The sequence below is a fragment of the Helicobacter suis HS1 genome (genome assembly GCF_026000295.1).
Taxonomy (GTDB): domain Bacteria; phylum Campylobacterota; class Campylobacteria; order Campylobacterales; family Helicobacteraceae; genus Helicobacter; species Helicobacter suis.
In genome coordinates, this window is sequence record NZ_AP026769.1 from 906,283 (window position 1) to 918,730 (window position 12,448).

Here is a 12,448-nt window from a genome sequence, read left to right on the forward strand (position 1 = left end):
ATAAAATTGTTTTAATTGCTTCTGTTCCTATGGTTTTCCTATTGATTCTTATGTTTTGGCGATCGTATAACGCCTATGATACTTTGAAGCGCAGTCAAGATTTGGCGCGCCAAATGAAGGCATCTCAATACTTATCCTCGCTTGTACATGAGATGCAAAAGGAACGGGGAATGAGTGCGGGTTTTTTATCTAGTGGTGGGGTGCAGTTTGCCAGTGAGTTACAAGAGCAAAGACGGCATACAGATACAAAATTAGACGATCTTAAAAGATTTTTGAGTTCTACTTCGGGTTTGGATACTAACTATGTGCAGGCTTTGCAAAAAGGGTTAAATCTTTTAGTCAAATTGCCTCAAATGCGCAACGCTATGGAATCTAAGGATAAAAAGGCAATTGTGGATAGCACGATAAAATATTTTACACAGATCATTACAATATTTCTAGATAGCGTGCTTAAATCCATTACAATCGTCCGTGATTCCCAAACCTCGTGTGAGAATGGAGGCGTATTCTAAATGGGGGGTTTCAATGGGCACAAAACCAAAACTTCTAAACACACGGGCTAATTTTTCTAGCACCGCGCCCTTAGCCATCGCCTCTTTAGGCAGTCTATCTTTAAAGCCACTCAGGGTCTTTGGGGTGATCATGGAAGTCCTTTATTAGAATGAGTGATTATAACACCTAGCCCTTTAATCCGTGTTAACTCCTATTAACCCTCTTTTTAAACTTTTCTAGCTTTTTCACCTCTATTTTTAAAGTCTTAATACAATGTTTTAAAATTTTTAACCACACTCTCATTTAAGCGGGGTTAAACACTTTTTAAATAAGAATTAAACACCCCTCAAATTTAGAGTTTATTGGACTATTACTTGAGTATAGGTCTCTATTTCTTGCACACCCATAACTTTAACTTTTTCTATCCGTTGTTTTTCTAAGGCTTTAATAAAGTGTTCTATTAAGTCAAAGGTGATTGTACCGTTTTTGCTGATAGGCAGGGGGCAAATTTCCTCTCTTAAGGCTCTTTGCGATCGCTTGTGAGCATAAGAGTAACCATAACACAGACTTAAGCGGTTTAAGGTCGTTACAAAATACAGCGCAATATAGCGGTTAAAAGGGCTAAACTTAGGGCGCAAAATTTCTACATGATCGCTGGCACTAAAATTTTTGGCTTGATAAAAGCAAGTGCCTAGCACGGCGCTATCAATGGTTAAACAATTTCCTTTTTCTGTCCAAAAGTTATAATACCCCGCAACGCCATTATTAGTAGCTTGGGTGGTTATATAAGGATAATCACCTTTGCCGTATTTCTCTAACTGTAATTTGGGAGTGGTTTTACTCCCGCTAATTTCAAACAACTCCCCCACCCTAAACTCCCTCCACTTTAAGCGCTTCACTGCCCCATTGAGGGCGTAATTTTTAATGGCGTCTGATCTGTAAAAAGAGAAAGGGCGTTTTCTTCTTCTTTTGTTAAAGTGGTGTTTTCTAATCCGGTTACTTTTAGATACGCCTGAATTTCTCTCAGGCGCTCCGCCTGAATTTCTCTAATAAAAGCTTCCATAGCCTCAAAGGCGATCTTATTGGTGGAGGTATGGGGGAGAGAAAAGCACATTGTTTCAATATCATTAATTGTGCAATTTGTCCCCCAACCTAGATGGGCGATAGATTTTTGCAGGGTGGTAGCAATAAATAACCCCTTGTATCTATCAAGATCAAATTTAGGAACTAGGATTTTGACATTATTTCCCGTAAAATAGGGTCTCTCTTGATAAAAGACGCTAAAAGTATCCATCGCAAAACTTAAACTATTACCCGGATTCAAATAGGCTGTATCCTCTTTGATAAACCCCCTTATTCCATTGTTACGCGCACTTCTAACTACATAAGGATAATAACCCTCTTTAGGAATATCTATAATTTCTTTAAGTTGGTTGGCATGCAAAATTTTATTGCTAGATTCTACCTCAAACAAATCCCCTACCCTAACCTCTTGCCAATCCAAAGCTAATAACTCTTCAAAACTATCTAAAATACCCATGCTTACCCTTATATTTTAGAAAAATATCAAAGGTGCCCCCGGAGGGGCGATCCCATGCTATCTCTTTTTGATTTTTAGACTCACTTTAAGCCCAAATATAGAGAATTTAAGGCACAATACCCACATAGGATCACGATCATGAGGCCGCATGATCGCTCCTTTCTGCCCGGGGTTGGTGTAGTGTTCCCGGGCGTTTTATTTTATATCAATCTTTTTAAAACCATGACTTAAGCTAAGCTTTAGCCTCTTGTGTGAGTGAATCCCCCTTTAGCACTAAAGAAACTTCATAAGTCAGAAAATCAGCCACACACCTTTTAAAGTCTGTAATTTGGGGTGTGTTGTCTATTTTTTGGTGCTGGGCATAAGTCCAATCCTCACCTCCTAGATTAATTCTATCTTTAATGAAGTGATCTTTGTACAGTTTAGGATCGTGATCATGTACAATGATATTAATCAATTCAGCGTAGCGCTCTTTAGCCCTATCTACATCTCTTAAATTGACACTTGCTTTTGCTTTTTTACGCGCTGCGCGCATGTAGCCATCATTACTAAAATTAATGAATTTAACCATGTGCTCTTTATTATGGGGTTTGCCCACTTCAAAGACATAAATAGCCGTTTGCACGCTAGATTTACCTACAAATAAATCTAAAGGCATTTTAATACTAGCTAGTAGGGTGTTTTTCTTTAAAATATCTTTTGTATAGGGCAGCCCATTCCCACTGCCTGCATTTTCTTGGATAATCACAACCGCCCGCCCGCTAGTCATTCTCTCTAAAGCGCGATCTACAAAAACAAAGCCCTTACCCTTAGCGCTATAGGGAGGATTAAGCAAGAAGACATTAGCGTTAAAAAGTTTACCCTTATAATCGCCTTGTTCGTACTTGACCCCTTCTTTAAAATCCACTAAACTATCTTTGTGCAAGAGATTAGCGCTTCCATCGCCTAGTAAGAGCATGTTTAACACCCCAAGCAAATAAATATCTGTGCGTTTTTCAATGCCTAGTAGTTGGTATGCCCTAATATGGGCGATTTTCTTTTCTCTCTCTTCTTGGTTAAGTATCTTTTCTGTGCAATCTTGAATCATCTTATTCATGCTAGAAACTAAAAACGCCCCCGATCCAGTAGCATAATCCCAAACAAACGAATCTTGATTAACTTCAGCTAGGTTTACCATTAAATCCACAACTATACGGGGAGTGAGCACTACATCGTTTTTTTCATTATCCGGAACCTCCAGCCATTTGGTAAGCACATTAAAAAGTTTACCCGCAATATCAGCTTGGCTAAGTTTTTTAACCAAAGGAAAAACTCCCTCTAAAAACCGCCCATAGATTGTTTTTAGCGGGCTTATTGCTATGTTTTTTCTGGTGTAGGTGTTAGTTTGCCATAGCTTAGAGTGGATAAAAACTTTTTGGAGTTCATGAACAACTATGCTAATTTTCTCTGGGGGTAAGTTTTTGGCGTTTAGAAAAGCTTTAATTTTCTTTAAAAACTCATGTCCGTCATGGGAGTCTTTATCTTGTTCGTTCTTTAAATCCTCTAGTTTGAGTGGAGAAGTTTTGTAAGCAACCCCACTAGCTGCCATGATCATCCCCACAAGCAAAGCCACGCGATCATTGGGGTCAAGATTTAAAATTTCATCATGTAAAAACTGGTTGAGCTTGTTTAACTGGGTTTCTGTTTGGCTCTCTAAATCCTCAATAGCCTTAGCGCGTACCTCATCGCTTAAAGTGAGCGTGTCTAGTTTAGCCTCTAATTCCTCCAAATTAGTTAGGATAGAGAGATCGCTAAAATCGCCAATCTTTTGGGGCACGGCTAAAGCTTTAGACTGCAAATAATAAAAAGCATATTCTTTATGCAATTTGTCCGCCTCTTCATAGCCATTAATACCAATGGCAATGACCTCTTTATAGTCGCTATAATCTAGAATTGCATTAGCATAATGCACTGCCCCATTGAGGGCGTAATTTTTAATGGCGTCTGTGCTCATATCAAGGCTTGCGTTGTTTTTGTTAAATTTTTCTAAACGCCTCTTAAGTCCCTTGATCTCTATCATCACCGGGATATGGCGCATTTTTTGAGTGTTTATTAGCAATTTAAGATCGGGATAATTGCGCCCACTTCCTCCGCCTTTGGAGGGGGCTTCTTTTAGGGCATATTCAATTTGCTTATCCATGGTTTTTGTCTTATTGTAAAACTCGATCTTGAGGTCTTCTAACTCTTTTTTGATCTCATCTTCTAATCGTTCTTCTTGACTGGGCATGTTTTCCTCTCATTAAAAGGCGACATTATAAAAGATTGAATTTAAGAGGGTTCTTTAACTTATTTAAAACTAGATAAGAACTCATTAATGGAGTCTGTTTTGATACCATTTATCACTAATTGATAATATCTAATTTACCTATTTTCTTATTCGCCTTGTTAATTGGAGGCTTTGTTGCACTTTGCTTAACGATTTGAAGTTGCGGGATAAAATTGTTTTAATTGCTTCTGTTCCTATGGTTTTCCTATTGATTCTTATGTTTTGGCGATCGTATAACGCCTATGATACTTTGAAGCGCAGTCAAGATTTGGCGCGCCAAATGAAGGCATCTCAATACTTATCCTCGCTTGTACATGAGATGCAAAAGGAACGGGGAATGAGTGCGGGTTTTTTATCTAGTGGTGGGGTGCAGTTTGCCAGTGAGTTACAAGAGCAAAGACGGCATACAGATACAAAATTAGACGATCTTAAAAGATTTTTGAGTTCTACTTCGGGTTTGGATACTAACTATGTGCAGGCTTTGCAAAAAGGGTTAAATCTTTTAGTCAAATTGCCTCAAATGCGCAACGCTATGGAATCTAAGGATAAAAAGGCAATTGTGGATAGCACGATAAAATATTTTACACAGATCATTACAATATTTCTAGATAGCGTGCTTAAATCCATTACAATCGTCCGTGATTCCCAAACCTCTGATGCGCTCATAAGCTATATTGATTTTCTTTATGCCGAAGAGAAATCCGGACTAGAAAGAGCTACGGCGACTCGTATTTTTGTTGCAAACAGCCCTGCTGATCCTAACTACGCTAACTTTATTTCTCTAATGGCCAAGCAAGAAGTTTATCAAAAAATTTTCCTATTCTTTGCAGATGTACAGAGTGTAGCATTATTCCATCGTATTTCTGAAGATTCTAGCTTTAAAGATGTGGAAAAAATGCGTCATATCCTGATTTCAAAATATTCAGTGGGGGGGTTTGGTGTTAACCCTAATGTTTGGTTTAAAACCATTACAAAGAAGATGGATTTACTCAAACAGGTAGAGGATAGTATCAACGCTAACATCACAAAGATCACAGATGTTACCATCACAAAGAACACCCACTATTTTGTGTTTCTGCTGGCTTTTCAGGTACTGTTGATTTCTGTAATGACAACTTGTCTTTACTTGATAATGTGCCGTATTTCTAGGAGATTAAACAAAGTTAATAAGACCCTAGAACACATCGCAAACAACAAAATTTTCACCGATGAGATCAGCATTGAGGCTAACGATGAAATAGGCTTGATGGTTAAGTCTGTAAACCTCTTCATAGAATACACACGAGGCACTTTGCAAAAAATCTCTAGGCAGGTATACGACAATATAGCCATCTCCAAAACTTTAAGCGCTGTTTCTGCAGGGTTAGACTCAAACTCCAAACAAATAGAGCAAATTAGCCGCAGTAACACGGATTTAAGCCACTCTAGCCGACAAATATTAAGTGAAAGCGTGGCGGTATCTGTTTCTACTAGGGAGCTTTTAGAGAGTGTATTAAAAAATGTTTCTGATACCAAAACAGCTGTAACCGCGATTGATGAACATATCCAGCGCAGTATAGCCAGCGAAGAAGAGAGTGTTACAAACATGCAATCTTTATCTAAAGAAGCCCAAGATATACAAAGCGTGCTAGATGCAATCGTAGAGATTGCCGATCAAACCAATTTACTTGCTTTAAACGCGGCTATTGAGGCTGCGCGAGCAGGCGAGCATGGGCGCGGGTTTGCGGTGGTGGCTGATGAAGTGCGGGCTCTGGCTGAAAGGACACAAAGAAATATTACAGAAAGTACATCTATTGTCAAACATATCTTAGAGGCTATTGCCAAGCTTAATCAAGAAAGAAAAGACAGCCTCTCATTGATGCAAGCCCTAGCCCAGCACTCAAGCGATATGCAAAGCCATATCAATCATTTTTCCTCTATCATCGTGGATGCGGTGGATCACTCTCTGGTAAATCTTAACAATATTAATAGAATAAATGAGCACACAGCAAGTATCTTTGAAAATGTAGACAAGATCGCCTTGTGCGTGCAGGATTTATTAAAAATCAACGATTCTATGCAAAAGTCCTCTGATGATTTACATAAACAAACTCTTGATTCAAATAGCTTTTTAAGTACATTTAAATTCTAATGAGCAGTTTTTATTAGGATCAACAATAAGAGTTACTTACTAGTTGCGCGCTAAAGCCCGCAAGCTTAGCCAAAGCGATTAAGACGCCATGCTAAAAGTTTTGTACTGCAATTGCCAGAGTAAGGGCTCACTTTTGGAGTAGAGGCTGTGTGATTAGCCTAGCTACGCTAACCTATGAATAGGGGTGGCGTGGAATTGCTCTTTGATCTGTTGATAAGCCATAAATAGGGCTAGACAAGCAGGAGTATTTAGATTTGGATCTTCATCTTTACAACTATTAGGGTTTTGCTGTAGAGCCAAAACATGCGCGTTATAGTGTTTTAGAATAGAGTGGAAATTTTGAAGGATTTGTTTGGTGCGCTGGTAAAGATTTGTATAATCATCTTTTTTAAAACTTAAGATCAAGTACAGATCGGGGGCTTTAGGGTTAAAAGAGGGGAAGTTATCTAAACAGGCTTTGGGTAGGGTATTAAAAAAGAGCCAAAGAGAAGAGGCGCGTTTTTGGCAGCTAGTTGTTCAGAGTGCATATTAACTTGATTGAAAGGAGCAGCACCAGGTCCAAAAGCTTGGTTAACTTCTATAGCAAGTGTGGTATCAGAATTGATCAGCCACACGCTAGGGCCATTAAAGGTAGCGATTTTGTAATGCGTGCCCTTTAAGAGTTTTAAGGAAAGTAAAGTTTCATCAAGGTAGTGATCCACATCTTGATTAAGGATACTGTACATTTTTACAGACATGGCGTGGTTATGTGGCTTAATTTCATCTTCCATGCGCACAGCTGCCTTATTCCGATCAACCCCTTCAACCCCTATATCCCAAAGCCAATCGGGTTTTTCATGTGTGAGTTTAAGAGTGTATTTATCTAAGTACCACTCCATTTGCCCTTATTTTCTACAACCAAGAGTTTAAGATACTGGGTAAAACAGCAGACTTAATCAGCACACCCGGGATATGATGTTGTTTTAACAAGGCTTGTAGATTGGTTGTTTTTACATTACATTTAGCTGACAATGCTACAAACATAGAGAACATAAGAATCAGAAGAGTTTTTAGTGTTTTTAAGGGCATGTGCTGTTGCTTTTTAAGAGATTTTTTAGGGCTTTGAGAGAGTATAAGATTTTGGTGTATTTCTTAGCTTAATTTATTTAATGGTGGCCACGACTGGATTTGAACCAGCGACCCCTACCATGTCAAGGTAGTGCTCTACCACTGAGCTACGCGACCCTTAAATTGCGCAGGAAAAATTCCGTAGGAATTTTATAAAAAACGCCGCATAAAAAATCGCCATTATACAGTGTTAATAGCGTGGGCGGGTATAAGGAAATGATTGCGCTCATTAAAGGGCAGGGTGTGTATTCAAACATCGGCTAAATTAAAGATCGCAAAATCAAATTGATAATGCCAGTAGACATAATCAATTACCGTATCCACACCTCAGCTATCACTGTAGCGATCATGCCTGAGGCAGATGATGTAGAGATTAATATTAATCCTAGCGATTTGCGTATTGAAGTATTTCGCGCCGGAGGGCATGGGGGGCAATGTGTAAACACCACTGATTCAGCCGTGCGAGGGCCCTAAAAAATGCAGCATAGAAAAGGCCACACCCTCATTATAAGCTAGCACAATAGAAATCACCGGTCCCTCATAGCGCAAGCCAGCTAAGATCATTTGTTTAAGCACTTGATCGCTTAGTACAGCCCCAACAAAGGCTAGGATAAAGGCAAAAATGGGGGATTTCAAGTTAAATGCTCTTGGAAAAAAGTCCGTAAATCTTTGATGTGTTTTTCTAAGGCGTGTTGATTCTTACCCTCTAAGAGAATGCGTAAAATGTTTTCTGTACCTGAATAGCGAATCAGGTGGCGAATCCCCTCTTCCTCAAGGTTTTTAAGTTTATCCTTTAATCCATGGAGTTTTTCTAGGGGTTTTTTGGTTTTAACGCGCACATTTTCTAAAATTTGGGGGGTTAATTCAAAGGGGTTAAGCACCTCAGCACTTGATTTTTGACTCTCAACGATGCAAGCAGCTACTTGTAAAGCACTCATGATTGCATCGCCTGTTTTTGCATCGCCTAAAATAATATGCCCACTTTGTTCAGCCCCAAAATTCACCCCATTTTCTTGCATGCATGCACTCACAAATTTATCCCCCACATTGCAATATAAAACAGATACCCCCTGTTTTTCTAAATATTCCTGCAAAGAAAGATTACTCATTGTGGTTACTACAATTTGTGGGCTAGTTAATTTGGCTTGTTTGTGCTGGTAAGTAGCTAATGCTCCAATGAGCTTATCTCCATGCACCACCTGCCCTAAATGATCGACTACTACCAAGCGATCCGCATCTCCATCTAAAGCAATGCCTAAATCTGCGCGGTATCGTTTGACTTCTTGGCTGAGTTCTAAAGGATAAAGCGCGCCACACTGGGCATTAATATTACTCCCATTAGGCTCATTATTAATCACAATCACATCAGCACCTAGCTCGCTAAAGACAATGGGCGCAACTTTATAACCTGCTCCATTAGCCGTATCAATTACCACCCGCATGCCCTGCAAATTTAAATGTTTGGGGAAGGAATTTTTTAAATACACAATGTAGCGCCCGATTACATCATCAATGCGTTTAGAACTGCCAATAGCCACCCCACACTGGCAACTGCTCTCTATTTGTTGCGTGTTAGCAAAGATCTTTTCAATGGCAATTTCGCTTTGTCTTTGTAATTTATAACCGAAACGATCAAAAAATTTAATCCCATTATCCTCAAAAGGGTTATGGCTAGCGCTAATCATCACCCCCGCATCACAGCGCATGTTATCGGTTAAAAAGGCAATAGCAGGTGTGGGCATAGGCCCTATTTGAATCACATCATAACCTACTGAGGTAAGAGCACTCACGAGCGCGCTTTCAACCATATAACCACTCTTGCGGGTGTCTTTGCCCACTAAGATTTTATTGCTCCTTGCCTGTGATTTAAAATACAATCCAGCCGCAATGCCTAATTGCATGACAAACATCGGGGTGATCTCAACCCCAGCCTTACCCCGCACTCCATCTGTACCAAAAACCATGCGTTTTCCTAAGTTAATCAGTCTTTAATGCTTTTTTAGATAAAATCTTGCCATATTATTTTTGATAAAGGGATTAAGCTATGGCTAATCATAAATCCGCAGAAAAACGCATCCGCCAAACTACCAAACGCACGGAGCGCAACCGCTTTTATAAAACCCGCATTAAAAACATTGTAAAAGCTGTACGCCAAGCCGTAGAACATAACGATCTAGCCAAAGCCCAAGAAGCTTTTAAAGTGGCTAATAAAGAACTGCATAAATTTGTCAGCAAGGGCGTTTTAAAGAAAAACACCGCTTCTAGGAAAGTTTCGCGCCTCAATGCAAGCGTCAAAAAGATCGCCCTAGCTAACGCGTAATCGTGCTATCCCAGAAATTAAAGGAGGTTGTGGCGCGTTATGACGCACTCGCCCTCTGCCTAACCCAACCTGAAGTTTTAAACGATGTCAAGCGGCTTACTGAATTAAGCAAGGAACAAGCTAGTTTAGAGGAATTAGCCCAAGCAGCTAAGCGCTATTTAAAGATTTTAGATCAAATCCAAGAAAATAAGGCGCTATTAGAGGATAAAGAACTAGGCGAGTTAGCCAAAGAAGAGCTTAAAAGTCTGGAGGAGCAAAGCAAGAATCTAGGAGATCACATTAAAATCTTGCTTATCCCAAAAGATCCAAACGATTCTAAAAATATCTATCTGGAATTACGCGCCGGTACAGGGGGCGATGAGGCAGGGATTTTTGTAGGCGATTTGTTTAGAACCTATTGCCGTTATGCAGATTTAAAGCGTTGGAAAGTAGAAATTGTTAGCTCAAGTGAAAATAGCGTGGGCGGGTATAAGGAAATGATTGCGCTCATTAAAGGGCAGGGTGTGTATTCAAGGTTAAAATTTGAAGCGGGGACACATCGCGTACAACGCGTACCAGAAACCGAATCACAAGGGCGTATCCACACCTCAGCTATCACTGTAGCGATCATGCCTGAGGCAGATGATGTAGAGATTAATATTAATCCTAGCGATTTGCGTATTGAAGTATTTCGCGCCGGAGGGCATGGGGGGCAATGTGTAAACACCACTGATTCAGCCGTGCGCATCACGCATATCCCTACAGGCATTAGTGTATCCATGCAAGATGAAAAATCCCAGCATAAAAACCGCGATAAGGCCTTAAAAATCCTTAAAGCCCGTTTGTATGAAAAACAAATTGAGGAACAACAACAAGCCCACTCAGCCGAGCGTAAAATGCAAGTGGGTAGCGGGGATCGAAGCGAACGGATTCGCACCTACAACTACCCGCAAAACCGCTTAAGCGATCACCGCATTAATTTAACGCTTTATAGTTTGGAGGAGCTCATGCTTTCGGGTAATTTAGACCCGGTGATTGAGCCATTAATTGCGCATGCGCAGGCACAAGGATTAGAGGGGTGAAAGGATAAGAATGGTTGCATTATTTGGTGGACAGGGCTCACAACATGTGGGCATGGGTGAGGAAATCTATAAAAATTTTGATTTGGCTAGGGAAATGTACCAAGAGGCTAGCGATATTTTACAAACAGATATGGTTAAGCTTTTACACAGTGAGAATACGCAGCTAAACAAAAGTACCTATGCACAAAGCGCGATCTTTTTGGTTTCTATGGTGGCCTTTGAGGTGTTTATGCAAGAGTTGGGCGGGTCTGTTAAGCCTTTGCTAGCTTTGGGGCATTCTTTGGGTGAAATTAGCGCTAATGCAGCCAGTGGGGCGCTAGATTTAAAAAGGGGGCTAAAATTAGTCTTTAAACGAGGAGAGCGCATGGAGGAGATCTGTAGCGCTTATAAAGAAGAGCTTGGCATGTTGGTTGTTTTGGGAGGTGATGCGCAGGTTTTAGGAGATTATTGCAAACAGGCTAAACAAGAGGGGCAATTGCTGTATGTGGCTAATTTTAATGGCCCACAAGTTGTATTAGCCGGGCCTAAATCTCTTTTACAAAATCTTAATTCTAAAATACTGGGGGCTAAAAAATGCGTACTTTTACCGATGAATGTGGTGAGCCACTGCCCTATTTTAGAGCCTATGGTAGAGGATTTTAGGGCACTTTTACAAGAGAGTTTACACAATAATTATCACTTTGGCGTACTTTCTAATGCCACTACACAGGTTTATCAAGATAAAGAAGGCGCGCTTGAATGTCTTGGAATCCAACTTGTCCAACCTGTGCGCTATAGCGAATGTATGCAGGTGTGTGAGAGGCGATCCTCTTATTATGTAGAATTTGGTACGAGTGTCTTAAAAAATCTTAATAAACGGCTTAGCGCTAAGCCCACTTATAGCATCACTACCCTTACAGATTTAAAAGAAGCCTTAACCTTTGTACGCCAAGAGGTTTAAACTCCATTGGACTTTTCTGATTAAAATCCTGAGATTAAAATCAGTGGAGATAAAATGGCAGTTATTGGCAAGTTAGTCTCTTTAGCCTCTTTATTTTCTAAAACCCAAGAGTTAGAATCCCTTTATGCCTATTTAAAGGCAATGTTAGACCCGGCTAGTTCTAAGCACCAAGCTTTTTTACAAAGAAGGCAAGGAGTGATTAAACAAGAATTAGAGCAAGGCATGAGCGCGGCAGAAATCATTTATACACCTTCTCTAGGTTTACTAGAAACCCACCAAGATCATGTAGATTTTTTGCTAATGGTGCAAGGTAGCGAACTTTTATATCTAGGGGATAGTACAGATTTAGAAGTAGAGCAACCTTATGATTCTAGCCTAGATAAACAGACTTATAAAATGAATGAAAGTTGTTATTCTTTGCGTTTAGATGCGGGCATGTTAGCCATTTTATTTAGCCAAGATGCACACGCCACAGCAGCGCACACAAAAGGTCTAGTTTATAAAATTGTGGCTAAAGTCCCTACCAATCTGATTAAATTTAAGCTTTAGAGT

Annotated in this window: 13 protein-coding genes, 1 tRNA gene and 2 pseudogenes; 7 read left to right on the forward strand and 9 right to left on the reverse strand. The window is 39.9% G+C overall.

Annotation, left to right across the window (positions count from 1 at the left end):
• The first annotated feature begins 170 nt into the window (after positions 1–170).
• Positions 171–512 (forward strand): nitrate- and nitrite sensing domain-containing protein, encoded by a 342-nt coding sequence (locus OO773_RS04960; RefSeq protein ID WP_232048864.1) that lies wholly within the window; start codon positions 171–173, stop codon positions 510–512.
• Here OO773_RS04960 and OO773_RS04965 read toward each other — a convergent pair.
• The 4 genes and pseudogenes from OO773_RS04965 to OO773_RS04980 all read right to left on the reverse strand — a co-directional run.
• Positions 477–644 (reverse strand): annotated as a pseudogene (locus OO773_RS04965) (ATP phosphoribosyltransferase regulatory subunit); the annotation flags it as partial. The gene OO773_RS04960 and the pseudogene OO773_RS04965 overlap by 36 nt on opposite strands.
• Before the next feature lie 207 nt (positions 645–851).
• The gene (locus OO773_RS04970) at positions 852–1,361 is read right to left on the reverse strand and encodes a restriction endonuclease subunit S (protein WP_040499101.1); all 510 of its coding nucleotides are present in this window, start codon (positions 1,359–1,361) and stop codon (positions 852–854) included.
• 26 nt (positions 1,362–1,387) lie between these two features.
• Positions 1,388–2,032 (reverse strand): restriction endonuclease subunit S, encoded by a 645-nt coding sequence (locus OO773_RS04975; RefSeq protein ID WP_264828456.1) that lies wholly within the window; start codon positions 2,030–2,032, stop codon positions 1,388–1,390.
• 232 nt (positions 2,033–2,264) lie between these two features.
• A complete protein-coding gene (locus OO773_RS04980) occupies positions 2,265–4,298 on the reverse strand; it encodes an HsdM family class I SAM-dependent methyltransferase (protein ID WP_006564014.1) in 2,034 nt (677 codons plus the stop codon).
• Between the two features lie 256 nt (positions 4,299–4,554).
• Here OO773_RS04980 and OO773_RS04985 point away from each other — a divergent pair, with 256 nt between their 5' ends.
• Complete coding sequence (locus tag OO773_RS04985) at positions 4,555–6,468, forward strand: methyl-accepting chemotaxis protein (protein WP_073115376.1); 1,914 nt, start codon at positions 4,555–4,557, stop codon at positions 6,466–6,468.
• 162 nt (positions 6,469–6,630) lie between these two features.
• On the opposite strand, the gene OO773_RS04990 is transcribed toward OO773_RS04985, so the two are convergent.
• The 3 genes from OO773_RS04990 to OO773_RS05000 all read right to left on the reverse strand — a co-directional run bounded on the left by OO773_RS04990 (position 6,631) and on the right by OO773_RS05000 (position 7,692).
• On the reverse strand, positions 6,631–6,873 hold the full coding sequence (locus OO773_RS04990) for a hypothetical protein (RefSeq protein WP_050780210.1): 243 nt from the start codon (positions 6,871–6,873) through the stop codon (positions 6,631–6,633).
• Positions 6,874–6,914: 41 nt separating this feature from the next.
• Positions 6,915–7,346, reverse strand: coding sequence for a hypothetical protein (locus OO773_RS04995; RefSeq protein ID WP_050780209.1), 432 nt, complete (start codon positions 7,344–7,346; stop codon positions 6,915–6,917).
• Between the two features lie 271 nt (positions 7,347–7,617).
• Positions 7,618–7,692, reverse strand: a tRNA-Val gene (locus tag OO773_RS05000).
• Between the two features lie 69 nt (positions 7,693–7,761).
• Here OO773_RS05000 and OO773_RS05005 point away from each other — a divergent pair.
• Positions 7,762–8,040: pseudogene (locus tag OO773_RS05005) on the forward strand (peptide chain release factor-like protein); the annotation flags it as partial.
• Here the strand turns inward: OO773_RS05005 and OO773_RS05010 are convergent.
• Positions 8,029–8,211, reverse strand: a complete 183-nt coding sequence (locus tag OO773_RS05010; RefSeq protein ID WP_264828457.1) for a signal peptidase II — start codon at positions 8,209–8,211, stop codon at positions 8,029–8,031. The pseudogene OO773_RS05005 and the gene OO773_RS05010 sit on opposite strands and share 12 nt — an antisense overlap.
• Positions 8,208–9,539, reverse strand: coding sequence for a phosphoglucosamine mutase (gene glmM / locus OO773_RS05015; RefSeq protein ID WP_034375607.1), 1,332 nt, complete (start codon positions 9,537–9,539; stop codon positions 8,208–8,210). Before glmM ends, OO773_RS05010 begins: the two co-directional genes overlap by 4 nt.
• 80 nt (positions 9,540–9,619) lie before the next feature.
• Here glmM and rpsT point away from each other — a divergent pair, with 80 nt between their 5' ends.
• From rpsT to OO773_RS05035, 4 genes are read left to right on the forward strand one after another with little or no spacing between them, the layout of a single operon-like run.
• Entirely contained in the window at positions 9,620–9,895 is a 276-nt protein-coding gene (gene rpsT, locus OO773_RS05020) for a 30S ribosomal protein S20 (protein WP_006564593.1), read from the forward strand.
• A gap of 2 nt (positions 9,896–9,897) precedes the next feature.
• Positions 9,898–10,956 (forward strand): peptide chain release factor 1, encoded by a 1,059-nt coding sequence (prfA, locus tag OO773_RS05025; RefSeq protein WP_006564592.1) that lies wholly within the window; start codon positions 9,898–9,900, stop codon positions 10,954–10,956.
• Positions 10,957–10,966: 10 nt separating this feature from the next.
• On the forward strand, positions 10,967–11,896 hold the full coding sequence (locus OO773_RS05030; RefSeq protein ID WP_231102934.1) for an ACP S-malonyltransferase: 930 nt from the start codon (positions 10,967–10,969) through the stop codon (positions 11,894–11,896).
• Between the two features lie 54 nt (positions 11,897–11,950).
• Positions 11,951–12,445 (forward strand): YhcH/YjgK/YiaL family protein, encoded by a 495-nt coding sequence (locus OO773_RS05035; protein WP_231102933.1) that lies wholly within the window; start codon positions 11,951–11,953, stop codon positions 12,443–12,445.
• Positions 12,446–12,448: the final 3 nt, after the last annotated feature.

Excerpts from the sequence above, each read along its gene's own strand:
- OO773_RS04960 (WP_232048864.1), top strand. The coding sequence starts at position 171 with ATGAGTGCGGGTTTTTTATCTAGTGGTGGGGTGCAGTTTGCCAGTGAG.
- OO773_RS04975 (WP_264828456.1), bottom strand. The coding sequence starts at position 2,032 with ATGGGTATTTTAGATAGTTTTGAAGAGTTATTAGCTTTGGATTGGCAA.
- OO773_RS04980 (WP_006564014.1), bottom strand. The coding sequence starts at position 4,298 with ATGCCCAGTCAAGAAGAACGATTAGAAGATGAGATCAAAAAAGAGTTA.
- OO773_RS04985 (WP_073115376.1), top strand. The coding sequence starts at position 4,555 with ATGTTTTGGCGATCGTATAACGCCTATGATACTTTGAAGCGCAGTCAA.
- OO773_RS04995 (WP_050780209.1), bottom strand. The coding sequence starts at position 7,346 with ATGGAGTGGTACTTAGATAAATACACTCTTAAACTCACACATGAAAAA.
- glmM (WP_034375607.1), bottom strand. The coding sequence starts at position 9,539 with ATGGTTTTTGGTACAGATGGAGTGCGGGGTAAGGCTGGGGTTGAGATC.
- rpsT (WP_006564593.1), top strand. The coding sequence starts at position 9,620 with ATGGCTAATCATAAATCCGCAGAAAAACGCATCCGCCAAACTACCAAA.
- OO773_RS05030 (WP_231102934.1), top strand. The coding sequence starts at position 10,967 with ATGGTTGCATTATTTGGTGGACAGGGCTCACAACATGTGGGCATGGGT.
- OO773_RS05035 (WP_231102933.1), top strand. The coding sequence starts at position 11,951 with ATGGCAGTTATTGGCAAGTTAGTCTCTTTAGCCTCTTTATTTTCTAAA.